General features: G+C 72.3%; 25 protein-coding genes. 18 read left to right on the plus strand and 7 right to left on the minus strand.

The genetic code is table 11. The features are described from left to right. The 10 genes from ACFYWG_RS17885 to ACFYWG_RS17930 all read left to right on the plus strand — a co-directional run bounded on the left by ACFYWG_RS17885 (position 1) and on the right by ACFYWG_RS17930 (position 10,187). Entirely contained in the window at positions 1 to 945 is a 945-nt protein-coding gene (locus ACFYWG_RS17885; protein WP_389202131.1) for a type II secretion system F family protein, read from the plus strand. A gap of 16 nt (positions 946 to 961) precedes the next feature. After that, positions 962 to 1,849 carry a DUF5936 domain-containing protein gene (locus ACFYWG_RS17890; protein WP_383504616.1) on the plus strand — a complete coding sequence of 296 codons (888 nt, stop codon included), beginning with the start codon at positions 962 to 964 and terminating at the stop codon, positions 1,847 to 1,849. Between the two features lie 670 nt (positions 1,850 to 2,519). Next, positions 2,520 to 3,713: a sensor histidine kinase gene (locus ACFYWG_RS17895; protein ID WP_389202761.1), complete on the plus strand. Its 1,194-nt coding sequence runs from the start codon at positions 2,520 to 2,522 to the stop codon at positions 3,711 to 3,713. A 26-nt stretch (positions 3,714 to 3,739) separates the two neighbouring features. Further along, complete coding sequence (locus ACFYWG_RS17900) at positions 3,740 to 4,711, plus strand: response regulator (protein WP_389202134.1); 972 nt, start codon at positions 3,740 to 3,742, stop codon at positions 4,709 to 4,711. 145 nt (positions 4,712 to 4,856) lie between these two features. After that, positions 4,857 to 5,090, plus strand: coding sequence for a hypothetical protein (locus ACFYWG_RS17905; protein WP_385419928.1), 234 nt, complete (start codon positions 4,857 to 4,859; stop codon positions 5,088 to 5,090). Then, complete coding sequence (locus tag ACFYWG_RS17910) at positions 5,090 to 5,716, plus strand: pilus assembly protein TadG-related protein (RefSeq protein ID WP_389202136.1); 627 nt, start codon at positions 5,090 to 5,092, stop codon at positions 5,714 to 5,716. Before ACFYWG_RS17905 ends, ACFYWG_RS17910 begins: the two co-directional genes overlap by 1 nt. Positions 5,717 to 5,732: 16 nt before the next feature. Further along, positions 5,733 to 6,314: a hypothetical protein gene (locus ACFYWG_RS17915; protein ID WP_385419924.1), complete on the plus strand. Its 582-nt coding sequence runs from the start codon at positions 5,733 to 5,735 to the stop codon at positions 6,312 to 6,314. Positions 6,315 to 6,321: 7 nt separating this feature from the next. Continuing rightward, positions 6,322 to 6,972 carry an OmpA family protein gene (locus ACFYWG_RS17920; RefSeq protein WP_389202139.1) on the plus strand — a complete coding sequence of 217 codons (651 nt, stop codon included), beginning with the start codon at positions 6,322 to 6,324 and terminating at the stop codon, positions 6,970 to 6,972. Between the two features lie 285 nt (positions 6,973 to 7,257). Continuing rightward, on the plus strand, positions 7,258 to 9,336 hold the full coding sequence (locus ACFYWG_RS17925) for a hypothetical protein (RefSeq protein WP_389202141.1): 2,079 nt from the start codon (positions 7,258 to 7,260) through the stop codon (positions 9,334 to 9,336). Then, a complete protein-coding gene (locus ACFYWG_RS17930; RefSeq protein WP_389202143.1) occupies positions 9,333 to 10,187 on the plus strand; it encodes a hypothetical protein in 855 nt (284 codons plus the stop codon). Before ACFYWG_RS17925 ends, ACFYWG_RS17930 begins: the two co-directional genes overlap by 4 nt. Before the next feature lie 28 nt (positions 10,188 to 10,215). Here the strand turns inward: ACFYWG_RS17930 and ACFYWG_RS17935 are convergent, their stop codons facing one another. Next, on the minus strand, positions 10,216 to 10,644 hold the full coding sequence (locus ACFYWG_RS17935) for a DUF192 domain-containing protein (protein ID WP_389202145.1): 429 nt from the start codon (positions 10,642 to 10,644) through the stop codon (positions 10,216 to 10,218). 172 nt (positions 10,645 to 10,816) lie between these two features. On the opposite strand from ACFYWG_RS17935, the gene ACFYWG_RS17940 reads away from it, so the two are divergent. From ACFYWG_RS17940 to ACFYWG_RS17950, 3 genes are all read left to right on the plus strand, one after another. Then, the gene (locus tag ACFYWG_RS17940; protein ID WP_389202147.1) at positions 10,817 to 11,698 is read left to right on the plus strand and encodes an LLM class flavin-dependent oxidoreductase; all 882 of its coding nucleotides are present in this window, start codon (positions 10,817 to 10,819) and stop codon (positions 11,696 to 11,698) included. 57 nt (positions 11,699 to 11,755) lie between these two features. Continuing rightward, positions 11,756 to 12,229 carry a GNAT family N-acetyltransferase gene (locus tag ACFYWG_RS17945; RefSeq protein WP_383504587.1) on the plus strand — a complete coding sequence of 158 codons (474 nt, stop codon included), beginning with the start codon at positions 11,756 to 11,758 and terminating at the stop codon, positions 12,227 to 12,229. A 125-nt stretch (positions 12,230 to 12,354) separates the two neighbouring features. Further along, complete coding sequence (locus tag ACFYWG_RS17950) at positions 12,355 to 13,176, plus strand: class I SAM-dependent methyltransferase (RefSeq protein WP_389202149.1); 822 nt, start codon at positions 12,355 to 12,357, stop codon at positions 13,174 to 13,176. A 60-nt stretch (positions 13,177 to 13,236) separates the two neighbouring features. On the opposite strand, the gene ACFYWG_RS17955 is transcribed toward ACFYWG_RS17950, so the two are convergent. After that, a complete protein-coding gene (locus tag ACFYWG_RS17955) occupies positions 13,237 to 14,403 on the minus strand; it encodes a winged helix DNA-binding domain-containing protein (protein ID WP_389202151.1) in 1,167 nt (388 codons plus the stop codon). Positions 14,404 to 15,194: 791 nt separating this feature from the next. Between ACFYWG_RS17955 and ACFYWG_RS17960 the strand changes: the two genes are divergently transcribed. The 4 genes from ACFYWG_RS17960 to ACFYWG_RS17975 all read left to right on the plus strand — a co-directional run bounded on the left by ACFYWG_RS17960 (position 15,195) and on the right by ACFYWG_RS17975 (position 20,192). After that, complete coding sequence (locus ACFYWG_RS17960; RefSeq protein WP_376329059.1) at positions 15,195 to 15,968, plus strand: isoprenyl transferase; 774 nt, start codon at positions 15,195 to 15,197, stop codon at positions 15,966 to 15,968. 322 nt (positions 15,969 to 16,290) lie between these two features. Continuing rightward, positions 16,291 to 17,616, plus strand: coding sequence for a PhoH family protein (locus ACFYWG_RS17965; protein WP_383504577.1), 1,326 nt, complete (start codon positions 16,291 to 16,293; stop codon positions 17,614 to 17,616). Between the two features lie 417 nt (positions 17,617 to 18,033). Continuing rightward, positions 18,034 to 18,735 carry a transglycosylase SLT domain-containing protein gene (locus ACFYWG_RS17970; protein WP_376329064.1) on the plus strand — a complete coding sequence of 234 codons (702 nt, stop codon included), beginning with the start codon at positions 18,034 to 18,036 and terminating at the stop codon, positions 18,733 to 18,735. Between the two features lie 140 nt (positions 18,736 to 18,875). Further along, positions 18,876 to 20,192 carry an AI-2E family transporter gene (locus ACFYWG_RS17975; protein ID WP_383511122.1) on the plus strand — a complete coding sequence of 439 codons (1,317 nt, stop codon included), beginning with the start codon at positions 18,876 to 18,878 and terminating at the stop codon, positions 20,190 to 20,192. A gap of 66 nt (positions 20,193 to 20,258) precedes the next feature. On the opposite strand, the gene ACFYWG_RS17980 is transcribed toward ACFYWG_RS17975, so the two are convergent. Beyond that, on the minus strand, positions 20,259 to 20,792 hold the full coding sequence (locus ACFYWG_RS17980; RefSeq protein ID WP_376329070.1) for an alkyl hydroperoxide reductase: 534 nt from the start codon (positions 20,790 to 20,792) through the stop codon (positions 20,259 to 20,261). Positions 20,793 to 20,798: 6 nt separating this feature from the next. Further along, positions 20,799 to 21,353 (minus strand): peroxiredoxin, encoded by a 555-nt coding sequence (locus ACFYWG_RS17985; protein ID WP_190195680.1) that lies wholly within the window; start codon positions 21,351 to 21,353, stop codon positions 20,799 to 20,801. A 139-nt stretch (positions 21,354 to 21,492) separates the two neighbouring features. Here ACFYWG_RS17985 and ACFYWG_RS17990 point away from each other — a divergent pair, with 139 nt between their 5' ends. Then, positions 21,493 to 22,437, plus strand: a complete 945-nt coding sequence (locus tag ACFYWG_RS17990; protein ID WP_383511133.1) for a LysR substrate-binding domain-containing protein — start codon at positions 21,493 to 21,495, stop codon at positions 22,435 to 22,437. Positions 22,438 to 22,453: 16 nt separating this feature from the next. On the opposite strand, the gene ACFYWG_RS17995 is transcribed toward ACFYWG_RS17990, so the two are convergent. Genes ACFYWG_RS17995 through ACFYWG_RS18005 form a run of 3 tightly spaced genes read right to left on the minus strand, consistent with a single transcriptional unit; the run spans position 22,454 to position 25,997 of the window. Beyond that, positions 22,454 to 24,790, minus strand: coding sequence for an ABC transporter permease (locus ACFYWG_RS17995; RefSeq protein ID WP_389202156.1), 2,337 nt, complete (start codon positions 24,788 to 24,790; stop codon positions 22,454 to 22,456). Next, positions 24,787 to 25,476 carry an ABC transporter ATP-binding protein gene (locus tag ACFYWG_RS18000; RefSeq protein ID WP_376329075.1) on the minus strand — a complete coding sequence of 230 codons (690 nt, stop codon included), beginning with the start codon at positions 25,474 to 25,476 and terminating at the stop codon, positions 24,787 to 24,789. The genes ACFYWG_RS17995 and ACFYWG_RS18000 overlap by 4 nt, the downstream gene beginning before the upstream one ends. Continuing rightward, the gene (locus ACFYWG_RS18005) at positions 25,473 to 25,997 is read right to left on the minus strand and encodes a PadR family transcriptional regulator (RefSeq protein ID WP_376329078.1); all 525 of its coding nucleotides are present in this window, start codon (positions 25,995 to 25,997) and stop codon (positions 25,473 to 25,475) included. The genes ACFYWG_RS18000 and ACFYWG_RS18005 overlap by 4 nt, the downstream gene beginning before the upstream one ends. Positions 25,998 to 26,088: the final 91 nt, after the last annotated feature.

The raw sequence follows: 26,088 nt of genomic DNA on the forward strand, positions 1-26,088 counted from the left end.
ATGGAACTGCACACGCTCATCACGCTCACCACGGGCGTCACCCTGCTGACCTGCGTCCTCGGGGTCGTCGGCCTGCACGCGTACGCCACCGGCAAGGCCCAGCGGCAGGCGCTGGTCGACCGCCTGTCCGCCACCGGCCAGATCCCCGTGACGGGCCGGCGCCGCACCTTCCGCGGGATCGACCGGCGGCTGCGGCGCACCAGGCTCGGCAAGAAGCTGGAACTGCGCCTGGCGGCGACCGGCCTGGACGTCACACCGGGCGAGTTCTTCGTCTCCATGCTCGCCACCGTCGCCGGCCTGTGGCTGATCGGCCAGGCGGCCCTGGCCCCGTTCTTCGGTCCCCTGGCCGGACTCCTGGGGATCGGCGTGGCGGTCCAGTTCCTCAACTGGCAGCGCCAGAAGCGCATCGAGCGGTTCATCAACCAGCTCCCCGAGATGGCCCGCATCCTCGCCAACGCCACGCAGGCGGGCCTCGCCCTGCGCACCGCGATCGGCATGGCCGCGGAGGAGATGGAGGCCCCGGCGGGCGAGGAACTCGGCAAGGTCGCCGCGCAGCTCGCGGTCGGCGCGTCCCTGGACGACGCCCTCGACGAACTGGCCGACCGGCTCCCCTCGCGCGAACTGGTCGTCCTGGTCACCACCCTGGTGCTGTCGAACCGGGCGGGCGGCCAGGTGGTCAGCGCCCTGCGCAACCTCACCGAGACGCTGGAGGAGCGCAAGGAGACCCGGCGCGAGGTCCGCACCCAGCTCTCCCAGGTCAACATGACGTCCTACGCGGTCCCCGTCCTCGGCGTCGGCTCGCTCTTCCTCATGAACGGGGTGAAGGACGGCGCCCTGGAACGCATGACCGGGTCCCCGTTCGGCCAGGCGGCGGTCATCATCGCCTTCTCCCTGTACGCGGTCGGCTTCGTCCTCATCCGCCGCCTGTCCCGCATCGACGTCTGAGAGCCAGGAGGCAATCATGGGACTGCTGCTCGCCCTGCTGACGGGCCTGGGCGTCTGGGGCGTCTTCGCCGGGATCCGCATGTACCGGGCCGAGGCGAAGCTGCCCGGCGACCTCGCCCTGGCCCTGGAGGTCGGCTCCACCCGCACCGGGGCCGTCGACTCCCTCGTCGACCGCATGGGCATGCGCTACGCCCCCGCCGTGCTCCGCCTGATGGGCCCCAAGCAGGTCGCGAAGTACCGGCGGAAGATCGACCTCGCGGGCAACCCGGGCGGCCTGACGATCGACCGCTACGCGGCCCGCCGCGCGGTGTACGGCGCCCTCGGCGGTGTCGGCTTCCTGGTGTTCCTCATGCGCGGCCAGCTGCTGGTCGCCCTGCTGCTGCTGGCCTTCGGGGCGTTCTGGACGGAGGTCGGCATCTGGTCGGCCATCCGCATCCGCAAGGACGTCATCGAACGCACCCTGCCGGACTTCCTGGACGTCCTCGCGGTCGTGGTGAGCGCGGGCCTGGGCTTCCGCCAGGCCCTGGACCGGGTCGCCGCCAAGTACGAGGGGCCCTGGGCCGACGAACTGCGCATCACCCTGCGCCAGATGGACCTCGGCATGAGCCGCCGCCAGGCCTTCGCGGAACTGCGCCGCCGCAACGACTCCGAGCAGGTCGCCATGTTCGTGACGGCCCTGCAGCAGGGCGAGGAACTGGGCGCGCCGATCGTCGACACGCTGGTGGCCCTCGCCAAGGACATGCGCCGCACGGACGCCCAGAACGCCCGCCGCAAGGCGGCCCGGGCCGTCCCCAAGGCCACGATGATGATCACGACCTTCATGGTCCCGGCCACGATGCTGCTGCTGGGCGCGGGCCTGATCCTCGGCTCGGGCACGGACTTCGGCTCGGTGACGGGGAAGTAGGGGAGGGGGCGACAGCATGTCGATGACAGGGGAACGCCACGGACTGCTGGGTCGTCGCCGCCGCCGCGCGGACCGCAGCCCCGAGATCACCACGCCACCGGCCGGCACGGTCCTCCCGGCCTACGTCCGCACCGGAGCGCCCGACGTCCCGGTGACCTCGGTGACCCCGGCCCTGCCGCCGGGCTGGGAGGCGGCGGGCACACTGGGCGGGGAGCCGACGCTGCGGATCGGGGGCGGGGGCGGGGGCGGGATCGGGGGCACCGGCAGCCATGGCCGTGGTGGTGCGGGAGGCCGCGGACGCCTTGCGGCGCAGGCTCCCGCACCGGCGGCGGAACCCGCCGACGCAGTCGCTCCCGTCCGAGCAGCGACCCAGGCACCGGCGGTGACACCCGCTGCGGCGGCGACAGCCGCTCGAGCGGTGGACTCGGCCCGGGCGGCGCTCCCCGCCCCGGCGGCGTCTTCCCCCTCCGGGGCGACCCCCGCTCAAGTGGCGTCACCGGGTCAGGGAGCGTCACCGGGTCAGGGAGCGTCAGCGGCTCAAGCGGCATCACCGGCTCAAGCGGCATCACCGGGTCCAGCGGTGACCTCAGCCCGAGCGGCCGTCCCCCAGGAGGAGACCGCCGCCGCCACCGGCCCGGCCATCGACATCCAGGTCAACGCCCTCCAGGCCATGTGCCGCCAGGTGTTCGGCTTCCGCCTGGCCATGATCGCCCTGGCCACCCCCACGGCCCTGGTCAACGCCCACGACGGCCTGCCCACCCGCCTCGTCGGCGCGGCCGTGGTCGTCACCTTCATGACCTCCTACCTCCTCTTCCGGGACTGGGAGCGCTTCGGCCCCCTCCTCCTGCGGCACCCCACGCTCCTCGCGGCGGACACCCTCTTCGGCGCCCTCCTCCTCATCTCGGCCGGCCCCACCAGCACCCTGGCCTACGTCAGCGTCTGCACCCCCCTGCTGGCCGGCCTCGTCTACGGCTGGCGCGGCGCGGCCGTCTTCGCCTCGCTCCAGGCGCTCCTGCTGCTCCTCATCCACGCGGCCCAGGAGAACCCGGTGCCCGGCATCGCCGAATCGGCGCTCCTGCCCGGCCTCTGCGTGATCGCGGGAGCCGTCGGCTCCAGCCTCCGCAACCTCATGCTCCGCTTCGGCGCCGCCACCCAGGCCCTGACGACGGTCCAGGCGCGGCTCGCCGTCACGGAGGCGGTCAGCGCCGAACGGGCGCGCCTCGCCCGCGAGATGCACGACTCGGTCGCCAAGACCCTGCACGGAGTGGCGCTCGCCGCCGACGGGCTGACCGGCTCGGCCGGCGCCGACCGCATGGACCCCGCCCTGGTCCGGCAGCAGGCCGCGCTCGTGGCCCGTTCCGCCCGCCGGGCCGCGGCGGAGTCCCGCGAACTCCTGGCCGACCTGCGCCGCGAGTCCGACCCGTCCCAGGCGACCGACGTCCTGGTGGAACTCGCCGCGCGGACACGCGACTTCAGCGCCCGCACCGGCCTGCCCGCCGTGTACCGGCCCACGGGTGACCACGCCGTTCCGCCGGTCCCGCCCGCGGTCGCCCGGCAACTGCTCACCATCGCCTCGGAGGCCATGGAGAACGCCCACCGCCACGCGGGACCGACCCGTGTGGACGTCCGCGCGGGCGTCCACAGCGGCCTGCTCCGCATCAGCGTCCACGACGACGGCCGGGGCCTCCCGCCGGGCACCACCCTCGAACAACTGCGCCGAGCCGGTCACTTCGGCCTCGTCGGCATGGTCGAGCGCGCCGCGTCGGTCGGCGCCCGCATCCGCATCGGCCGCGGCTCCCACCCCCAGGGCACGGAGGTCCGACTGGAACTCCCCCTGGCGGCCCTGACCACCCCCACCGCATGACCCCCACGACCCGAGAGGAGGCACCGATGCCGGACCAGCCGCCCCACCACCGCCCCGGCGCACTCCAGCCGCCGCCACCACCGCCGAACCCCTTCGCCGGCCTCCCGCAGCCGGCACCGCCGTCCCGCCGGCTCCGGGTCGTCGTCGCCGACGACAACCCCGTCGTCCGCGCGGGCCTCACCGCGCTGCTCTCCGGCCGCCCGGACATCGAGGTGGTGGCCGAGGCGGCCGACGGCAGCCAGGCCTACGAGGCGGCCCGGCAGCACCGCCCGGACGTCGTCCTCCTCGACGTCCGCATGCCCGGCGTCGACGGCATCTCGGCCCTTCCGTACCTGGTGGGCATCGCCCCGGTCGTGATGCTGACGTACAGCAGGGAGTCGGAGATCGTCCAGGAGGCCCTGCGCCGCGGTGCGGGCGGCTACCTGGTGCACGGGGAGTTCACGGCCGACCAACTGGTGCAGGCGGTACGGGACATCAAGGAGGGCAGGGCCCACTTCACGCCCACGGCGGCGGGAGCCCTCCTGACCCAACTCCGCCGCACCCAGCCGCCGCCCGGGCCGCTCCCCGAGGGCCTGGGACAGTCGGGGAGTGCGACTGCATACGGATTTTCGCCTGGTGCGCCCCCGCATACCCACTCTCAACAGGCCCTCGAAGCTGCGGATACTGACGCGCAGCCAGTGCATCATCCGGTCGTTTCGACAGAAAACCTTTCGCAGATGCAACCGCATGTGGGACAGTCGTCGTCTGGGTGGTCGAGTGGCCACCCGGCCGCTGTCGACAGGTCACGGTTCCAGCTGAGTGCGAGGGAGGCGGAGATCATGGACCTCATCGCGTCCGGGATGAACAACCAGCAGATCGCCGCCACGTGCTTCATCAGCGAGAAGACCGTCAAGAACCACATCAACCGCATCTTCGCCAAGCTCCACAGCACGAGCCGTTCCGAGGCGGCGGCGAAGTGGATCGGCACGGCGCCGGGTTCGCAGCGGGGACGGGGGTGACCTTCGGTGACGGTGTGGGTGAAGACAGGGCTGGGCCCGAGCGATTGGGCCCGGAATTGGGCCCAGGGACCCTGCGGCACGGAGCCGGTTCGGCCGTACGTTCCTGGTGCCGAAAGCGGCACAGCCGAAACCGGAGGGGAACACCATGAGCGACCTGATGCTGAAGACCGCCGTCGCGACCAAGGTCCGCGTGAACGGCTGGAAGAACACGACGGTCGAGGCGATGCAGCGCCGCGCCGGCGACCGGGGCCAGACGGCGGTCGAGTACCTGGGCATCATCGCGGTGGTGGTGGCCATCGTGCTGGCGATCACGGGCACGGACATCGGGCAGACGATCCTCGACAAGATCAAGGCGCAAGTCGCCAAGGTCGCTCCTTGATGCTGCTGCGCAAGAACAGCGATACAGGGCAGGCTTTCCCCATCTACATCACGGTGGTGGGGGGCCTGCTCTTTCTCGCGTTCGCGTACTTCGCGGTCGGCCAGGCCGCGGCAAACAGGAACGGTGCGCAGACGGCTGCGGATGCTGCGGCCCTCGCGGCCGCGCAGGACAAGAGAGATCAACTGGCAGGCGCCTGGTTGAAGGACGTGCTTGATCCGACGAAGTGGACACAGATCTTTGCCGGAAATGCGGAAGGGCTCCAGCCCTCCTGCTGGAGGGCGGGCGAGTTGGCCGCACGGAACGATGCCCGTTTGGCGGGGCTTGAGTGCCAACCAGATACGCCCTTGAGTTTCACGGTCGAGGTCGAGACCAATAAGTCTGTAGGCGAGTCCATCGTTCCCGGCACCGAGGAGCAGCAGGCCAACGCGACGGCCAAGGCAGTGATCGAGCCGCGGTGCGAGTTCGATCCTCCGACAGGCGAGGTCGATCCCGACGTGTTGCCCAAGCTCTTCTGCAAGGGTGGCGTGGACTGGGAGTTGAAGCCGGACGATCTGTCCACCCTGCCGAAACCTGAAGAGCTGTTCGACGTCCACCTGGCCGAAGAACCACAAGCGAACGACGAGTGATGAAGGAAGCTGTGAAATGAGCGTTCGGTTCACTGCGAAGGCCCGCAGGGGGATGGTCGCGCTGACCGTTGCGACTGGTCTGGCCCTCGGTGTGGCCGGCTGCAGCGGGGGTGGGAGCGACGACAAGAAGCCCGACAAGTCTAGGTCGGCATCCGCGGACGGCGGCTCGAAGCCAAGTACTCAGGAAGGCAGTGAAGGTGAGCCGCTGGCGGAGATGAAGGGCCCACAGGGTCTGTTCCTTCGCGTCACCTCGGCCACGCGGGACTCAGGCGGCTTCGTCACGGTGAATGGAACGCTCAAGAACGACGGGTCGGAAACAGTGGTCGTCCCGTCGAACCTGAGTGGCAACGAGACCGAGATCATCAAGAACGGCAGTTCCCTCGGCGGCGCCACTTTGGTGGATTCCAAGGGCAAGAAGCGCTACTACGTCCTTCGCGACACAGATGGCCGGCCCCTCACCACCACCGGTCTGCCCACCCTGAAAGCCGGCGAGTCTGTGCCTGTGTTCATGCAGTTCCCCTCGCCACCCACCAGCACGACCGAGGCCGGCTTGCAGCTTCCGGGCTTCCCCACCGCCACCATCACGATCTCCGGGTGAGGCCTCGATGACCGTCATCCGCACCCCGTCACCTCTGGTGCCCCGCCTCGCCGTGACGCTCACGGCGGCCACCGTCATGATCGCCACGAACCTCCTCGGGGCAGCGTCGGCTCAAGCCGACGACGGCCCCAGCGTTCCCCCGGGCACCGAGGCGACTGCCGCAGCTCCGGTCGAGGTCGATCCAAACGACCCGGACCTGAAGCTGCCGGACGGCTCCACCCTCGCCGAGCCCAAGGTTCTCGACATCAAGCAGGTCGTGGAGGACCAGAGCGGCGACGAACGCCGGGAAGACACGAACTCCGACGTCAAGTTCGCCCTGCAGGCCGAAGTCCTCTTCGGCAAGGACAGCGCGAAGCTCAGCGCCCAGGCCAAGGCCCGGATCTCCGCGATCGCCGAGGAGATCAAGGCCCAGAACGCCACGAAGATCCGTGTCTTCGGCTTCACCGACAACCTCGGTTCCTCCGCCCACGGCGACGTCCTCTCCCGCAAGCGCGCCGACGCCGTGCAGAACGTCCTGGACCAGGAACTGACCAGCGCCGGCGTCACGTACGAGGTGCGTGGCTACGGCGAGCAGTACCCGATCGCCGACAACTCCACGGAAGCCGGCCGCAAGAAGAACCGCCGGGTCGAGGTCTCCTTCCCCCGCTCGGAGAGCTGAGCGAGGGCGAGCCCGGGGGTCGGTGCCAGGCGCAGTCCGACGGCACCGACCCCGGCCGCCCCCGGCGTACCGCACCGCTGCCGGCCCCCACCCGCCCTCCTTGGGCCTCGATTTGGGGCCACGGGCCCATCCCGCCCCGCCCCTCTCTCCCTAGCCTCGGGCATGTCGTAGACCACGGAGGGGGCGGGGGCGATGGCCTGGATCGGCGGACCAACGGACCCCGCACCGGGAGCCGCCGGGCAACCGCCCGGACACGGACACGGCCCCGGCGGCGGCCGGCGGCCGATGCCACCCTCACTCGTCGCCGCCCTGGTCCTCCTGCACTCCCTCTTCGCGATCACTGTGATCGGCGGCCTCGGCCTGCTGCTCACCGCGGCCTCCTACGACGCCGTCGACGGGCACCTCCTGGCCCTCACCGCCTACGCGGCGGCCCCCGGCACCCTCGGCTGGTGGCTGGCCCGCCGCACCTGGGAGGGCGGGAGCAGGACCCGCATCGCCCTCATGGCCGTACAGGGCTGGCTGCTCGTCGGCGCGGCGACGAGCATCACCGAGGGCTCACCCCGCGGCTTCACCCAGCTCTTCCTGCCCGTCCTGATCCTCTACTTCGTCACCCGGCCGGACAGCCGCGCCTGGTACCGGCTCCCGGCCGGCCACCGCGCCGAACGCCGCCCCTTCTCCCTGCCCCGGATGATCCGCTGGCGCCGCGACGAGGGCCAGACGGCGGTGGAGTACGCCGGTCTCGTCGCCGTCGTCGCCGCGATCATCACGGCCCTCCTCGTCAGCGGCCTGGGTCCGCAGATCTACGGCGGCCTGCAGTCGGCCGTCTGCAAGGTCACGGGCACGGCCTGCCCGGCAGGCCCGCCACCCGGCGGCGGCACGGACACCACGACCGCCGGCGGCAGGCCGGACGACGAGCCCGGGGACACCGCCCCCGACGCCGAGGGCGGACGGACCTCCAACGGCGGCGACAACGGCGAGGAAGAGGACCGAGACAACGACCGAGAGAACGACCGAGACAACGACCAAGACAACGGCCAAGGCGGCGGTGACTCCACCGACACCGCCGCCACCGACTCCGATGGCGAGAAGGAGAACGACGACGGCTGCTTCTCCGGCGTCGGGGCCTTCTTCGGCTGTACCGGCGACCAGCTGAAGCAGGTCGGCGAGGGCCTGGTCGTCGACGGCATCGGCGGTGAGCTGAAGGGCATCTGGGACACCGTCACCAACCCCCTCGACTCCCTGAAGGGCCTGAAGGACTACGGCGGTGTCATCGCCGACCAGTGGTCGCAGGACAGCAAGGAGGCCGGGGACAAATGGGCCAGGGGCGACTACCTGGACGCGCTCACCGACTGGGGCGGCGCGACCGTGAACTCCGGCGGGACGATCCTCGACGACATGTTCGTCGGGGACGACGTCCGCGACCAGTGGAACAAGGGCAACGAGACCCGGGCCGTCACGACGGTCGTCTGGAACGTCGGCTCCCTCTTCATCCCCGGCTACGGCGAGGCCAAGATCGTCGGCAAGGCCGGCAAGCTGGGCAGACTCGGCAAGCTGGGTGACCTCGGCAAGCTCACCGACAAGGCCGTCGGCGCGGCCGAGGACGCGCGGAAGGCGGCCGGGGCCGGTGACGCGGCGGGCGCACGCAGGGCGGCGGACGAGGCCGACGAGGCGGCGGACGAAGCCGAGCGCAAGGCCCGGGAGTCGGGCTGCCCCCTCGCCGCCCCGCCCCGCAGAGCCCCGTTCGGCGGCGGCCCCGGCACCGGCACCACCGTCCTCGCCGCCCCCCGGGCCGGTGCCCCGTACGTCGTCCTCGCGGAGGACGGCTGCGACGAGGAGGCCGAGCAGCAGGCGCAGGAGGCCCGCAAGCAGGCGAACGAGGCGGACAAGGCCGCCGACGAGGCCGAGCGGGCCGCCAGGCCGGCCAACGAGTGGCAGGCCAGGGACGACATCGCCGGCCCGGCGCGCGGCAAGGTCCTCAAGTTCCCGAACAAGCGCCACACTGTCAGCGGAGCGTCCGGCGGACAGGTGAAGGAGCGCAACACGGTGATCCTCAGGGGCAACGAGGACCTCGTCCGAGCCGACATCGAGGCGATCGCGAACGGCCGCGCCACCCTGTCGGCCGACGGCAACACCTACGAGATCAACGGCCGTGCCTACGAGGTCGAGGGCAACGGGACGGTCTTCCCGAAGTCGGGCCCGGGCCTGGTGGAGATGGACCGCATCGAGTACGCGGCGCTCAAGGAGATCGCACGCAACAAGGGGGACGTCGGCGCGTCGCAGCAGCTGCAGCGCGACCCGAAGTTCGTCGGCAACCCGGAGAAGGTCGCCAAGGCGAAGGCCGTCTACGACGGGACGTACCGGTGATCGCGAACCTCTTCACCGTCGCGCCGCTGACACCGGCCGACCTGCGCCGTGCGCTCGCGGACCTGCTGGGGGTCGCGCCCGCGGCCGTCGACACCGCCGACGCCGACGGCGACCAGGAAGGACGCGCCTGGGACGCGCCGGTGCTCTGCACCCTGCGCCGGCTGCCGCCCGGCGACCTCGCCCTCGAACTGGACGTCACCGTGCGGGACGAGACCGCGGCCGGTCTCACGGAGGGGGGACTGGCCCTCGGTCTCGCGGCCGGGACGGGCGGTTCGGTCCTCCACTCCTCGGACCTCGACCTGCCGAGCGCCTACTGGGTGGCCGTACCGGACGGTCGCGTGGTCAGGTGCCGCCTGGAGGCGATCGACGCGGGCCCGGACGACACGGCCTACCGGGTGGAGGCGGCGGAGGGGGAGATCCCGGACCTGCCCGGTGCGAGGGTCGAGGTCCTCCCGGAGATCCTCGACCGGGAGCCCGTCGCCACCCCCGTCTCGGACGCCTTCCTCGCCACCTTCCCGGCGGGCGACGCCCGCAGCGTCGCGGGCCATGTCCACCACGACCTGCGCGTATGGGAGCGGCTGGTCCGCCGGCTGCAGTCCGACTGGGCACCGTCAGGCAGGTACCGGGAGGACCTCTTCCGCCGTGACCTCGACGCCCGTGACGCGCTCGAGCGGCACATCGGCGGGCTGGGCCCGGACTGCGCCGGTGCCCTCCGGGAGGCGGTGGCGGCCCTGGACCAGGTGTTCGCGGCCGGTACGGAAGCGGATGCGGCTTCGGCGCAGGACGGGGAGCCGGACGAGCGGGCCGGATGGTGGCGGCACCGCGTGCCCCGCCGGACGCCATGGGAATGAGCGGAGGGCGGTGCACAGCCCCGAAGGGCTACCCCTCGACGACCACGACCTCCACCCGGGCCCCCTCCCGCAGTCCCCACTCGTCCATCGCCCCGGCAGCCGCCTCCAGCACGTGTCGTGCCCTCGGACGCGGCATGCCCAGGCGCCCTGGCCGCATGGTGCGGACGGCGACGACCCGCAGGTGCCGGTCGAGGTAGGCGACGTCGATCGGGATCCGCATCCGGAAGGTGTGCACGCTGCTGGCGGGGGAGAGCAGCAGCGCCCCCGTGACCGATTCCCGCCCCAACAGCCCTTTTGTACGGGCCCGGTAGGACGTCGCGATCTCCAGCGGGATCCGCACACCCGCCGCCCCACCGCCGCCCCCGTCCTCGCCCCCACTGCCCCTGCCCCTGCCACTGTCACTGCCGCTCCCGCGCACGATCAGCTCCCCGCGTCCGTCCCGCCAACGCCGCCCCATCGGTGCCCGCTCCTCCGACCTCGGTTCCGCTCCGGCGCCCGACCCGGCGCCCCTCGGGCCCGAACGTATCCCCGGCCGCCCGAGCGCACATGGGCCCACGGGCCCACCGGCCCACGGAGCGGCAGGCCGGCGTGCCTTGTTGAGCGGTCGCCGGGCCGGGTAGGAAGCCTCCATGACCACACTTGGTGCCGTCTTCCGCCCCCAACTGGCCCCCGAGCGGCTGCGGTCCGTCTGCGACGTCGCGGAGAGGACCGGGCTCGAAGAGCTCTGGCTGTGGGAGGACTGCTTCAGGGAGGGCGGGATCTCCACCGCCGCCGCGGCCCTCGCCTGGACCGAGCGCGTACGGGTCGGGGTCGGCCTGCTGCCCGTGCCGCTGCGGAACGTGGCCCTCACCGCCATGGAGATCGCCTCCCTGCACCGCATGTTCCCGGGGCGGGTGATCGCCGGTGTCGGGCACGGCGTGCAGGACTGGATGGGGCAGGTGGGCGCCCGGGCCGAGTCGCCGGTGACGTTGCTCCGGGAGTACCTGTCCGCCCTGCGCGCCCTCCTGGACGGGGAGCGCCTGACGACCCAGGGGCGCTACGTGCGGCTCCACGACGTCGCACTGGACTGGCCGCCGGAGGACCGGGCGAGCGGCGGCGTGCTGGCCGGGGCCACCGGCCCGCGGTCGCTGCGGCTCACCGGCGAGGCCGCCGACGGGACCATCCTCACGGCCGACACGAACGCGGACGGCGTACGGGAGGCGCGGCGGCTCATCGCGGAGGGACGCGCTGCGGCCGGGCGCCCGGCGGGGCCGCACCGGGTGGTCGTCAACCTCCTCACCGCCACCGGGCCCGGCGCGGACGACCGGCTGCGCGCCGAACTGGCCGCCGAGGGCGTCGGTTCCGTGCCCGGCCTGGGCGTCGCCGGAGACGCCGAGGCGGTGGCGGCGGCCGTGGAGCGGCTGGCCGAGGCCGGGGCCGACACCGTCGTCCTGCAGCCGACGGGGGACGAACCCGACCCGGAGGAGTTCGTCCGCTTCACCGCGCAGGAGGTGCGGCCCCTCGTGCGGTGAGGGCGGGTGCGGCCCGCGTCACCGGCCGTTGTCAGTGGCTGCTGCCACACTCCGGGCATGAGTGATGACCTCGTGGACGACGACGTCCGCCTGCGCGACGTGGCCGATGCCGACCTGGAGTTCTTCCTGGCGTACGAGCACGACGAGGAAGCGGTGCGCCGGTCGCGGTTCACGCCCCGGCCGCGCGAGGCGTTCCTGCGGCACTGGAGGACCAGGGTCCTCGGGGACGACACCAACCTCGTGCAGACGGTGACCGTGGCCGGTGAGGTGGCGGGCAGCGTCGTCGCCTGGTGGGAGGGGGACCGCCGCTTCCTCGGGTACTGGCTGGGGCGGGCGTACTGGGGACGCGGCGTCGGCACCCGCGCCCTGGCCCTCTTCCTGGAGCGGGAGACCAACCGCCCCCTGTACGCCGACCCGCACATCGGGAACACCGGGTCGGTACGCCTGCTGGAGAAGCACGGCTTCCGCCGCACCGGCACCGTCCGGTACGACGAGGACGAACACGTCCTGCTCGTCCTCGAAGGAACCTGAGGCCGAGGGCCCGCGCGCGTCAGGGGAAGCCTCCCGCAGGGGGAGAGGGGACAGGGAGCCGCAGGGCCGGCGGGGAAGCCGAAAAAGAACGGGCACGGTTCCCCACCCCCTGCCACCATCGCCCCATGGCATTTCCGACACCCGCGCCGCCTCCTCCGCCCCCCACCTTCGAGGAGCTCGTCGACGAGGCCGTCGCCGCCCCGACCGAGGGGTGGGACTTCTCCTGGTTCGAGGGCCGGGCGACGGAGGCGCGGCCCTCCTGGGGCTACGCCGTGTCGGCGGCCGGGCGGCTGGAGAGCGCGCACTCCGCGCTCGACGTGCAGACCGGCGGCGGCGAGGTGCTGGACTTCGCCCTCTCCCGGGCCGGGCGGCGCCCGCCGCTCACCGCCGCCACCGAGGGCTGGCCGCCCAACGTGGCCAAGGCCACCGCCCTGTTGCGTCCCCGCGGTGTCGCCGTCGTCGCCGCGGCCGAGGACGATCCGCTGCCCTTCGCCGACGGGACCTTCGACCTGGTGCTCAGCCGGCACCCCGTCCGGCCCCGGTGGGACGAGATCGCCCGGGTCCTGAGCCCCGGTGGCACGTACTTCGCCCAGCACGTGGGGCCGGCCAGCGCCTTCGAACTCGTCGAGTACTTCCTGGGGCCCCAGCCGCAGGAGGTGCGCGACGGCCGCCGCCCCGACCGCGAGCGCGCCGCCGCCGAGGCCGCGGGTCTGGAGATCGCCGGGCTGCGGGCGGAGCGGCTGCGGATGGAGTTCCACGACATCGGCGCGGTCGTGCACTTCCTGCGCAAGGTGGTGTGGATGGTCCCCGGCTTCACCGTCGAGGCGTACGAGCTGCGGCTGCGGGCCCTGCACGAGCGGATCCGGGCCGACGGGCCCTTCGTCGCCCACAGCACCCGGCACCTCTTCGACGCCCGCAAGCCGGGAGGTCCCGCGTCCGGCGGGTGATCCCGCCCGGGTCCCGGCGGCCCGCTCGCCCGGGGCGGTCGCGCCGCATCCGGCGCGGGGTCAGGCGTGGGGCCCGACGGTCACCTTGCCCAGGACCAGTTCCGCCGTCGCCTCCAGCACCTCGCCGACCCGCTCCGCCTGCTCGCCCAGTTCCCGTTCCTGGCGTGCGGTCAGGGACCGCAGCACCTCGACCGTGACGGTCGTACGACGGCCCCGGCGCCGCTGGTGCCACACCCCGGCGACGACCCCGTCCACCAGCAGTACGGGGAAGTTGCCCGCCTGGCCCCCGGCCAGGGCGCGCCCGGACGCCGGCCCGGGGAACAGCCGTTCGCGGGGCTGGGCGGCGACGGCGAACGCGTCGAAGTAGGGCAGCAGCCGCACCCCGCGCGGCGGCCCGTCGGGGAACTCGGTGTCCCCGGCGGCCACCCACGCCCGCGTCCCGTCGAAGTCGACCTCCTCGATCCGCCCGGCGGCGGCCAGTTCACCGAACAGGGCCGTCGCCCAGCCCGCAGGCGCGGCCAGCCACCGTGCGAACTGCGCGGGGGTCAGGGGACCGTAGGCGCGCAGGTGACGCAGGACGAAGGACGGCAGCGCGTCCCCGGGGGCCACCGTCTCCCCGCCGGTGCGCGGCGGGCGGGTGTACGTCGCCTTGCGGTCCCGGTCGGGGCCGAAGCACAGGCTGCCCGCCCAGCCGGCCCGGTGCATCACCTGCCGCCAGCGCGGCCAGAGGTCCTGGAACGCCGGCATCACCCGGTCGCCCGCCCACGGCCCGGTACGGGCGACGACCTCCTCGCCGAGCTCGTCGAGGGTCAGGCACCGCCCGTCGAGGGCCTCGCCGATCGCCGCCACGACCTGGCCGGCCTGCTCCTCGGTGAGCCGCACACCCGGCGGGAAGGGGCTCGGCCCGGCCGGCACCGCGGTCAGGGCCGCCCACCAGAGGGGGAGTTCACGGGTGGGCAGCAGATGGACCGTGCCGCGCGGCCCGTACGTCTTCACCAGCGACCGGTCGTCCAGGAGCGCGGCCCGCACGTCCGACCGCGTCACCCCGGCCGCCATCCGCAGGCCCACCGACAGCTCGGCCGCGGAGAGCACCTGGGCGTGGGCACCGCACATGGCGGTGGCCACCTCGGCGGGCGGGACGTCCGGCGCCGCCGCACCGGTCAGGAACTGCCGTTCGGCCCGCCGCGCGCACACCGCGTCCCAGGTGAGTGTCCCGTTCGTCGTCATGAAGCGACGTTAGAGGGGATCGAGGACAGATCCTGTCCTAGAGCGGCGACTGTGAGCTGCCCCGGCGGCCGCGCGGGGGAGTCACTGTTCTCCCGTAGCTCACGTGCGCATCGTCCGGCGAGGGTTTTCACATCGTTACCGCTCGCGTCTCGCCTCCGTGACGCCCGTCCCGTAGGTTCGGACCAAGGTGATTCGCGTGAGCAAAGCTGCGCGGGGTGGTACCGCGCAGTGGAGGGGGCTGCGCGGTGCCCGGACCTCCCGGACGGACCGCCGGGCCCGTGCCCTCGCGTGCCGGCCCGGGTCAAGCGCGTGTCGGCGGCCGGTTCACCCGTCGGGGGGACGCCCGGGCGAGTTGCCTCGCCGGGGCCCCGGACGGCGTCGATCCGCCCGATCGCGCCCGCGCGAATTGTGTTTCCCCTGCTCACAGGCCCTTCCTCGGTCAGGGGCGATCCTGGAACCCGGCCCTCCGCCGGCATCGCCGCGTCGCCGGGCGGCTCCGGAGAGTAGTTGTGGCACGCCGATGCACACGCCGGCACTTACAAAGGGTTATGGTGGAAACCCCCCCTCGGGCCGGTCCGTCTCCCCCCCACGGACCGGCCCGTTTTTTGTGCCCGCGCGCAGGGGCGCGCAGCAGCGGCCGGAATCGTTCCTTCCGTACCCGTGGGCCGCCCTGAGCCGTACCGGGGGTAGGCTTCGCCCCCGGGGACTGCCGCATGGGCGGGGACCGCCCGCGGCCTCGACCGGGCCGCACGCAGCGGCCCGTCCGATCCGCACGGAGGGGCGACGATCACGTGAACCTGCGCGACAAGCTGCGCGGCCTGCTGGTCAGGCTGTACGCGCGCCGGGTGGAAGGCCACCTGGACCACGCTCAGGTGCCCAAGCACATCGGCGTCATCATGGACGGCAACCGCCGCTGGGCGAAGGCCGCCGGTTCCAGCACCGTCGACGGCCACCGGGCCGGAGCCGGCAAGATCGAGGAGTTCCTCGGCTGGTGCTCCGAGACCGACGTCGAGGTCGTCACCCTCTGGCTGCTGTCGACGGACAACTTCGACCGGCCGCAGGAGGAGCTCGTCCCGCTCCTCGGCATCATCGAGGACGTCGTGCGCACCCTGGCCGCCGACGGCCGCTGGCGCGTGCACCACGTGGGCACGCCCGACCTGCTGCCCTCCGGCATGCAGACGGTCCTCAAGGAGGCCGAGGAGGCCACCGCCCACGTCCGGGGGATAGTGGTCAACGTCGCCATCGGCTACGGCGGACGGCAGGAGATCGCCGACGCCGTGCGCTCGATGCTCCTCGACGCCCAGGACAAGGGCACCTCCCTGGAGCAGCTCGCCGAGGCCGTCGACATCGACATGATCGGGCGTCACCTCTACACCGGCGACCAGCCCGACCCCGACCTCGTCATCCGCACCAGCGGCGAGCAGCGGCTGTCCGGATTCATGCTCTGGCAGACCGCCCACTCCGAGTACTACTTCTGTGACGTGTTCTGGCCTGCCTTCCGCAAGGTGGACTTCCTGCGCGCCATGCGCGACTACGCGGCCCGCCACAGGCGCTACGGCGGCTGAGCCGCAGGTCGCGGCAGTACCGCGACTTCCGCGGCGGAGCGAGGTCACGCGGAGTTCACCGGCGCGCCGTCATATGCCGTGGCATGGCGACGCTCGTTCGAGGGCATAACCCAGTCAGGTCGACGCCCGAACCACGGGTGTCGGTTCTCAGCGGGCGGCACGGGGCCGTCCGCCCGGGAGGCCCTTTGCACCAGCCCGATCGTGCGGTCACAGCACGGACGAAGAGGCGGAGGGCCGGTTCTCGGCCCGCGCAGGGCGGCCGACGACCGGTCCAGCTCCATACCGTCGCTCCCCGACCTCATCCGAGGGGGTACGTCCTTCCGTGGTGACCAGCACAAAGCGCCACAAGCCCGACCGGCGCACCTATGTTCTCGACACCAGCGTCCTGCTGGCCGACCCGAACGCCCTGAGCCGCTTCGACGAGCACGAGGTCGTGCTCCCCATCGTCGTGGTGACAGAGCTGGAGGCCAAGCGGCACCACCCCGAACTCGGCTACTTCGCCCGGCAGGCCCTGCGCCTGCTCGACGAGTTCCGCGTCCGGCACGGTCGCCTCGACGCCCCCATCCCGATCGGGGATCTCGGCGGGACCGTCCGTGTCGAGCTCAACCACTCGGACCCCAGCGTGCTGCCCAGCGGCTACCGCCTGGGGGACAACGACTCCCGCATCCTCGCGGTCGCCCGCAACCTGCAGGCCGAGGGGTTCGACGTCACCGTCGTGTCCAAGGACCTCCCGCTCAGGATCAAGGCCTCCTCCGTCGGGCTCCTCGCCGAGGAGTACCGCGCGGAACTCGCCATCACGGACGCCTCCGGCTGGACCGGAATGTCCGAACTGACCCTGTCCGGCGAGCAGGTGGACATCCTCTTCGAGGAGGGGCGCGTCCACGTCCCGGAAGCCGCCGAACTGCCGGTGCACACCGGGCTGGTGATCCAGTCCGAGCGCGGCAAGGCGCTCGGGCGGGTCACCCCGGACGGCAACGTCCGGGTCGTGCGCGGCGACCGCGAGGTGTTCGGCATCAAGGGACGCAGCGCCGAGCAGCGCATCGCGCTGGACCTGCTGCTCGATCCGGACGTCGGGATCGTGTCCATGGGCGGCCGGGCCGGCACCGGCAAGTCGGCGCTCGCGCTGTGCGCGGGCCTGGAGGCCGTGCTGGAGCGGCGCCAGCACCAGAAGGTGATGGTCTTCCGGCCGCTGTACGCGGTGGGCGGGCAGGAACTCGGCTACCTGCCGGGCTCCGAGGCCGAGAAGATGAGCCCCTGGGCGCAGGCGGTGTTCGACACGCTGTCGGCCGTCACCAGCCGTGAGGTCATCGAGGAGGTCACCGCGCGCGGCATGCTGGAGGTGCTGCCGCTCACCCACATCCGCGGCCGCTCCCTGCACGACGCGTTCGTCATCGTGGACGAGGCCCAGTCGCTGGAGCGGAACGTCCTGCTCACCGTGCTGTCCCGCATCGGGGCCAACTCGCGGGTGGTGCTCACCCACGACGTGGCCCAGCGGGACAACCTGAGGGTCGGCCGCTACGACGGTGTCGTCGCCGTCGTGGAGAAGCTGAAGGGCCATCCGCTCTTCGCCCACGTGACCCTCACCCGGTCCGAGAGGTCGCAGATCGCCGCTCTTGTGACCGAAATGCTGGAAGACGGGCAAGTCTGACCCAAGCGCCCCAAGCGGGGGCGATCGTGGAGCAGTTGGCGCCGTCCGGAAAGGCGAAGAGCCTAGCCGGGCGGCGCCTTCGCGTGTGGCCGTTCCGGTGAATTTCCCGCGCCAAACGAGATGTGAGCTTTCACACGCAACTCGGAATTGCCTCGCGCCGTCGGGTTACGGCAGAGTCTCACTCCTGTCAGGCCCCGCATACGACTCAGCCGTACCCCCAGCGGTACAGCACCACCTGAGCACCACCCCAATTCCATAGCGATGTCGTATGCCGCCCGAGCACCACGCGGCGCTCCCCTCACGGGAGTTGCCCACCGGGCCCGCGCCTCCCGTGACCCGCAGTTGGGGAGGCCAGTGCCAGGGGCACGATTGCGTCCGCGAGGGTCACCGAAGCGGGCGATGCTGGAAGGAAACCGTGTGAGCCGGATCTCGGTCCGGGGATTCGCAGTGGCCTCGGCCACCGCGGTCACCGCTGTCGGAAGCGTCGTCGGCGTTGCCTCGGGCAGCACCGCGCAGAACAACGACGCGGAAGCGACGGCAAGCGGCACCACGCTGCTCGCGGACATCCCCGCGGGCCAGCAGGCCCAGGTGCAGACCGCCTCCCTGACGCAGCAGGCCGACGTCCAGGCCATCGCGGCGGACGCGAGCGCCAAGAAGGACGCCGAGGAGGCCGCCCGCAAGGCCGCCGCCGAGACGGCCATCGCCAAGAAGAAGGCCGCCGCGCAGAAGGCGGCCGAGGCCGAGAAGGCCGCCGAGGAGCGCGCGGAGGCCAAGAAGGCCGCGAGCCGCTCCAAGGACATCTCCGACTTCCCCGTCGCCAGCTCCTACACCATCGCCCAGATCCAGGCGATGGCGCGGCAGATGGTGCCGGCGGGCCAGTTCCAGTGCTTCAGCAACATCGTGGACCACGAGTCCGACTGGAACTACAAGGCGGTCAACCCCTCCTCCGGCGCCTACGGCATGTTCCAGGCGCTGCCCGGTACCAAGATGGCGTCCGCCGGCGCCGACTGGCGTACCAACCCGGCCACCCAGATCAAGTGGGGCCTGAACTACATGAACGAGCGCTACGGCAGTCCTTGCGACGCCTGGTCGTTCTGGCAGGCCAACCACTGGTACTGAGCCGGCCGGCCCCCGGGTCGAACCGATCCTGAGCGCGAGCCCCGCACCGTCGTCCGGTGCGGGGCTCGCGCCATGTACGGTCGGACGCGGACCGCTCCCCGGGGGGAGTGGTGCGGACAGACGGGGGAAGAGGACGGATCATGTCGCGAGTGCCAGGGTGGCTCGGCCGGGTCGGTGCCGGGCTGACCGAGATCAGCGAGCGGTACAACGAGCGCCGCGCCGAGGCCGAACGGGAGCACGAGGACTCCGAGTCCCGCTCCCGGGCCTACGAACACGTCCCGCCGCCCCCGGACTACGCCCCCGACGTCGCGCCCAGGCCCGACCCCGCGCTGGCCGTGCCCTGGGGCGTGCGGGTCGCCGCCGAGGCCGGCTGGCGGCTGCTGGTCCTCGCCGGCACCCTCTGGGTGCTGATGCGGGTCATCAGCGCCGTCCAGCTCGTGGTGCTGTCGTTCGTCATCGCGCTGCTCATCACGGCCCTGCTCCAGCCGACCGTGGCGCGGCTGCGCCGCCACGGGGTGCCGCGCGGCCCGGCCACCGCCCTCACCGCGATCCTCGGCTTCGTCGTGATGGGCCTCATCGGCTGGTTCGTGACCTGGCAGGTCATGGAGAACATCGACGACCTCTCCGGCCAGATCCAGGACGGCATCGACGAGTTGCGGAACTGGCTGCTGAACAGCCCCTTCCACGTCACCGACAAGCAGATCAACGAGATCGCCGCGAACCTGCGCGAGGCGGTCGGCGCCAACACCGACCAGATCACCTCGGCCGGGCTGGAGGGCGTCACGGTCGTCGTCGAGGCGCTGACCGGGATCCTGCTGGCCGTCTTCTGCACCCTGTTCCTGCTCTACGACGGCAGGCGGATCTGGCAGTGGACGCTGAAGCTGGTGCCGGCGGCGGCGCGCCCGGGCGTGGCCGGGGCGGGCCCGGCGGCCTGGCGGACGCTGACGGCGTACGTGCGGGGCACGGTCATCGTGGCCCTGATCGACGCCATCTTCATCGGGCTCGGCATCTACTTCCTCGACGTGCCGATGGCCGTGCCGCTGGCGGTGTTCATCTTCCTGTTCGCCTTCATCCCGCTGGTGGGCGCGGTGGTCTCCGGGGCGCTGGCGGTGGTCGTCGCGCTGGTCACGCAGGGCGTGTTCACGGCCGTCATGACGCTGGTGGTGGTGCTGGCGGTCCAGCAGATCGAGGGGCACATCCTGCAGCCGTTCATCCTGGGACGGGCCGTGCGGGTGCATCCGCTCGCGGTGGTGCTGGCGGTGGCCTGCGGCGGCATGGTGGCCGGGATCGGCGGCGCGGTGGTCGCGGTGCCGCTGGTGGCCGTGACGAACACGGTCGCGGGCTATCTGCGGTCCTACTCGCGGGAGTCGGCGCTGCGCCAGGCGGTCCGCCCGCGCGGGGCCACGGCGGTGAGCGCGGAGCCGCCGCCGCCCGACGGCGAGACGCCCGCACCGTAGCGACGACGACAGGGCCCCGTCCACCGGTCGGTGGACGGGGCCCTGTCGCTGTGCGGCCGCCGGGGGTTACTCGGACAGGACCGCCTCGGCGTCCAGCGTGACGCCGACCGCCTGGATCACGGAAGCGATCTTGAACGCCTCCTGGACGACCTCACGGTCCAGGCCCGCCTTGCGCAGCACCTGCTCGTGCGAGTCCAGGCACATGCCGCAGCCGTTGATGGCCGAGACGGCGAAGGACCACAGCTCGAAGTCGACCTTGTCGACGCCCGGGTTGCCGATGACGTTCATCCGCAGACCCGCGCGCAGGCTGCCGTACTCGTGGTCGGACAGCAGGTGGCGCGTGCGGTAGAAGACGTTGTTCATCGCCATCACCGCGGCGGCGGCCTTGGCCGCCGTGTACGCCTCCGGCGACAGGTTGGCCTTGGCCTCCGGCTCCAGCTCGCGCAGCACGATCGGGGAGCGCGAGGCGATCGCCGTCGACAGGACCGTGCCCCACAGCTGCTGGGCCGGCAGGTCGGAGTTGCCGATGACCGAGCCCAGGTTGAGCTTCAGGTCCTTGGCGTAGTCCGGTATCGCGGACTTCAGTGCGTCGAGGGACATGTCAGATCACTCCCCGGAGAGCAGCGCGACCGGGTCCAGGGTCTCGTCGCCCTTGGACCAGTTGCAGGGGCAGAGCTCGTCCGTCTGCAGGGCGTCCAGGACCCGCAGGACCTCCTTGGGGTTACGGCCGACGGAGCCCGCGGTCACCATGGAGAACTGGATCTCGTTGTTCTGGTCCACGATGAACACCGCGCGCTTGGCGAAGCCGTCCTCGCCCTCGATGCCGAGGTCGCGCATCAGCTCGTGCTTGGAGTCGGCCATCATCGGGAAGGGCAGGTCACGCAGGTCGTCGTGGTCCTTGCGCCAGGCGTGGTGGACGAACTCGGAGTCGCCGGAGAAGCCGAGGACCTGGGCGTCGCGGTCGGCGAACTCGTCGTTCAGCTTGCCGAAGGCGGCGATCTCGGTCGGGCACACGAAGGTGAAGTCCTTGGGCCACGCGAAGATGACCTTCCACTGACCCTCGTAGGTCTTGTGGTTGATCTGCTGGAACTCCTTGCCCTTCTCCAGCGAGACGCAGGCGGTCAGGTCGAACTCGGGGAACTTGTCACCGACAGTGAGCACACGCTCTCCTTGCAGCGAAGAAACACCCGGATTGCGGGTGTTTCCCATGGGTTGGACGGTGTTGATGTTGGCACAGCGCCGATTGATTAGGGAAATAGCTACACTCGGTCGGGTTGATCGGAGGTAGTTATCAGTGACTGTGGGTAGTAAGCGCAGGCAGCCGAGCCTCGCCCAGCTGCGGGCCTTTGCGGCCGTCGCCGAGCACCTGCACTTCCGGGACGCCGCCGCCGCGATAGGGATGAGCCAGCCCGCCCTCTCCGGCGCGGTGTCGGCCCTGGAGGAGACACTCGGAGTGACGCTCCTCGAGCGTACGACGCGCAAGGTGCTGCTCTCGCCCGAGGGCGAGCGGATCGCCGCACGGGCCAAGGCCGTGCTGGGGGAGGTCGAGTCGCTCATGGAGGAGGCCGAGGCGGCCCGCGCCCCCTTCACCGGGGTGCTGCGGCTCGGGGTGATCCCGACGGTGGCGCCCTATCTGCTGCCGACCGTGCTGCGCCTGGTCCACGAGCGCTACCCCGACCTCGACCTGCAGGTGCACGAGGAGCAGACCGCCAACCTGCTCGACGGACTCGCCGGCGGGCGGCTGGACCTGCTGCTGCTCGCCGTGCCGCTGGGCGTGCCGGGCGTGACCGAACTGCCCCTGTTCGACGAGGACTTCGTGCTCGTCACCCCGCTCGACCACCGGCTCGGCGGACGCGAGGGCATCCCGCGCGAGGCGCTGCGCGAGCTGCGCCTGCTGCTGCTCGACGAGGGGCACTGCCTGCGCGACCAGGCCCTCGACATCTGCCGGGAGGCCGGCCGCGAGGACGCCCCCGTCACCACGACGGCCGCCGGCCTGTCCACGCTGGTGCAGCTGGTGGCCGGCGGACTCGGCGTGACGCTGCTGCCGCGCACCGCCCTGAAGGTGGAGATATCGCGCAGCAGCCAGCTTCTGACCGGGTCCTTCGCCGACCCGGCCCCCACCCGGCGGGTCGCCCTGGCGATGCGGACGGGGGCCGCGCGCGGCGCGGAGTACGAGGAGCTGGCGGCCGCCCTGCGCCAGGCGCTGCGGCCGCTGCCCGTACGCGTCCTGGAGCAGGACGCCTGACGGCGCGTCCGGGCGGCTACTCGGTGCGCAGGCCGTCCGGCCGCGTCAGCTTCAGCAGCGGCGGCAGGCTCAGCAGCGTCACCACGAGCACCACGCCCGCCCCGATGCCGGTCATCGACAGCACACTCGCCCAGTCCACCCGGACCGGTGTGGCCGTCATCCGCAGCAGCACGGCGCCCAGGGCCATGCCCACCGTCGCGGCGAGCAGCAGGCCCAGCCCGATCGGGACGGCCGACTGCCACAGCACCGACAGGCCGAGGGTGCGGCGCCGGGTGCCGAAGGCGACCAGCGACGACAGCAGCTTGCGCCGCTCGCGCAACTGCTCCAGCTGCGAGACCAGCAGACTCGCCCCGATCAGCGCCAGCACCGCCGCGGCGCCGACGGACAGGCCCGTGCGGATCGTGTCGTAGCGCTCGTTGCGCTCGACGCTGCTCCAGGTCATGGGCTCCGACGTCGGATCCAGCCGCGCCGCCGTGTTGCGCGCGTGGTCGTACGCGTCGGGCACCGCGGGATCCAGGCTCAGGAAGAGCTGCGAGGAGGTGGAGGCCCTGAGCTTCTCCGGCAGGGCGCCGGGCGTGACCAGGACGCCGCCGCGCTCGTAACCCGTGGGGTCCTCGCGGGACTCGGCCGGCCGGATGTCCCGCGGCAGCGTCCAGGAGACCGGGCCGCCGGGACGGGAGGTGTCCGTGGGGTCGGTCCACAGGGTCCTGCCGGGCCGGGCGAGCTTCTCGGTCCCGGCCTCGTACTGCGCACCCCGGACCGCGAAGACGTCGCCGTCGCGGCAGGAGGGCAGGGTGGCCACCTCGCGCAGCGAGGCGCAGTCGGCGACGGTGACCTGGACGTAGGAGGCATCCCCCTTGCGCCGGTCGGCGAGGTGGAGGTCGGAGAGGGCGGTGACCTTGCGCACGCCCTCGGTCTGCCGATACTGCCGGACCGTGGCCGCGGCGCCGGCGCCGTCCGGGACGTCCACGCTCATCTGGGCCCGGGAGACGTCGTACTGCGACGCCCTGGTGTAGGTGCCCTCCACCCCGGCGAACAGCATCTGCAGCGCGATCGCCCCGGCCACCGCCACCGCGATGCCGTTGACCATGCGGGCCGCGGTGCCGCTGCTCAACTGGAGCCTGCGGACGGCGAGCTGCCAGGCGACCCCGCCCGCGCCGAGCCGGGAGACGACCGTCTCCACCACCCACGGCAGCAGGGCCGTGACGCCGACCAGCAGCAGCATCACACCGCCGACGACCAGGTACTGGTTGAACTCCCCGCCGTCGTCGCCCTGCCCCATCATCGGGGCGAGCAGCGCCAGTCCGCCCAGCGGCAGCAGCAGCCGCCACCACAGCCGGCGCCGGGCGGGCCGGGCCGTGCGCACCACGCCCAGGGGCTCGATGACGACCCCGCGCAGGGCGAGGACGGTCACCAGCACCGCGGCCGCGGGAACCGCCAGCGCCACCAGCAAGGCCAGCAACGGGGACGGGTTCAGGTAGCTCGGGAAGACGCTGACGCCGAACACCTCGAAGGAGGCGGCCAGCCGGCGTCCGGCCAGGAAGAAGACGGTGCCCAGGACCAGGCCCAGCAGGGAGCCGGCGAGCGCCTCGCCCGCGGCGATGCGCCGGGTCGCCCGGCTGTCGGAGCCCACCAGCCGCAGCGCCGCCAGCCTGCGGTCGCGCCGCTCGCCGCCGAACCGCACGGCCGCGGCGATGAACACCGCGACGGGCATCAGCAGCACCACGAAGACGACCAGGACCAGCAGGAGCAGCACCGGGTCCCACGGGTCGGAGTCCGCCGGCCCCTCGTCGCCGAAGCTGTCGATCCTGGCCCCGTTCGCCGAACCCTTGATGCGCTGGGCCAGCTCCTCGCCGCCCGCGTAGTAGGCGAGTTCCCGGGGCCCGATGAGCCCCTGCTCGCCGATGGTGCCCGCGACGCGGTACTGCAGCCGCTCGCGCAGCAGCTTGCCCCCGTCGGAGGCGAGCAGCTCCTTCAGCGCCGGGGAGACGACCATCTCGCCCGGAGCCGGGAACTCCGCGACGCCCGGGGGCAGCGGGGCCTCGGGGCCCTCCGCCTCCAGCAGCCGCCCGCGCACGTCCTGGTCGCGGAAGGTGGTGTTCGCGTCGACGACGATCAGGGTGTCGTCGGCCTTGGGTATCTTCGGCTGGCTGTACGTGTGGTCGCTGCGGGCCTCCTCGCGGCGCCCCCGCTCCGCCAGCGCGTCGGGTATGGCGGTGGTCAGCAGCAGCAGCGCCACCCCGAGCCCGACGCCGACGGCCGTGAGCACCGCCCGGACCCAGCCCTCGCGTCCGCCGGCGAAGGCGAACCGGGTCCCCATCGCCAGGTCGCGGCCCCACTGCCCGAGGCTCATACGACCCGCTCCATGTCCCGTGACCTGCCGTCGCGCACGACGATCTCGCGGTCGGAGTACGCGGCCACCCGGGCCTCGTGCGTGACCAGCACCACGGCCGCGTTGGCGGACCGGGCGGCGTCGGTGAGCAGTTCCATCACGCGTTCCCCGTTGAAGGAGTCCAGCGCTCCGGTCGGCTCGTCGGCGAAGACGACCCGCGGGTCGGTGACCAGCGCGCGGGCGACGGCGACCCGCTGCCCCTGGCCGCCGGAGACCTCGCCCGGCCGCTTCTTGCGCAGGTCGTCCACCTCCAGCCGCTCCATCCAGGCCAGCGCGGCGCGCTCGGCCTCCTTGCGGGACGCTCCGCTCAGCCGCAGCGGCAGGGCGACGTTCTCCACGCAGGTCAGTTCCGGCACCAGCTGCCCGAACTGGAAGACGAAGCCGAACTCCGAGCGGCGCAGCGCGCTGCGCTCGGCGTCGCTCATGGAGGTCACCTCGCGCCCGTTGTAGCTGATCGAGCCGGAGTCGGGCGTCACGATCCCGGCGAGGCAGTGCAGCAGCGTCGACTTGCCCGAGCCGGAGGGGCCCATGACGGCGACGATCTCGCCCGGGTGGATGGAGAACTCGGCGCCGTCCAGCGCCGTCGTCGGGCCGTAGGCCTTGCGCAGGTCCTGCGCGGTGAGGAGCGAGCCGGCGGGAACGGTCATCGGGCCACCGCCTCACGGAGCTTGTCCAGGCGGGCCGCGGTCAGCTCCAGCCAGCGCAGGTCCGCCTCCAGGTGGAACAGCGCGTGGTCGCAGATGAGCTGGTCGGCCAGGTCGCCCTTGCGCTTGCGGTCGGTGAGGATCCGCATGCTGCGCAGGTGCTCCGAGCGCTGGGTGTCCAGGACGTCGGCGGCGTCGCGCTCGGTGAGCAGCGCGAGGACGACCTTGGTGTAGAGGGTCGACTGCAGGTACGGCTCGGGCTTCTCGGGGGTGGCGAGCCAGCGCTCGACGTCCGTGATGCCGGCCTCCGTGATGGCGTACCGCTTGCGCTCGGGGCCGCCGCCGGCCTCGATGCCGTCGACCTGGACGAGCCCGTTCTTCAGCAGGCGGGACATCGTCGAGTAGACCTGGCCGTAGTGCAGCGGCCGGTCGTGACCGAACTTCTCGTCGAAGGCCCGCTTCAGGTCGTAACCGTGGCGCGGGCCGGACTCCAGGAGCCCCAGGAGGGTGTGACCGATGGACATGGGAGCGACTGTACACGGCGTGTATACGCACGATGTATACGCCGAGTGTGCAGTGCATGGCGGGGGGTGCGGGAGCGCAGGTGGGGGGTCG

Source organism: Streptomyces sp. NPDC003456 (assembly GCF_042878735.1).
In the GTDB taxonomy this organism is placed as follows: domain Bacteria; phylum Actinomycetota; class Actinomycetes; order Streptomycetales; family Streptomycetaceae; genus Streptomyces.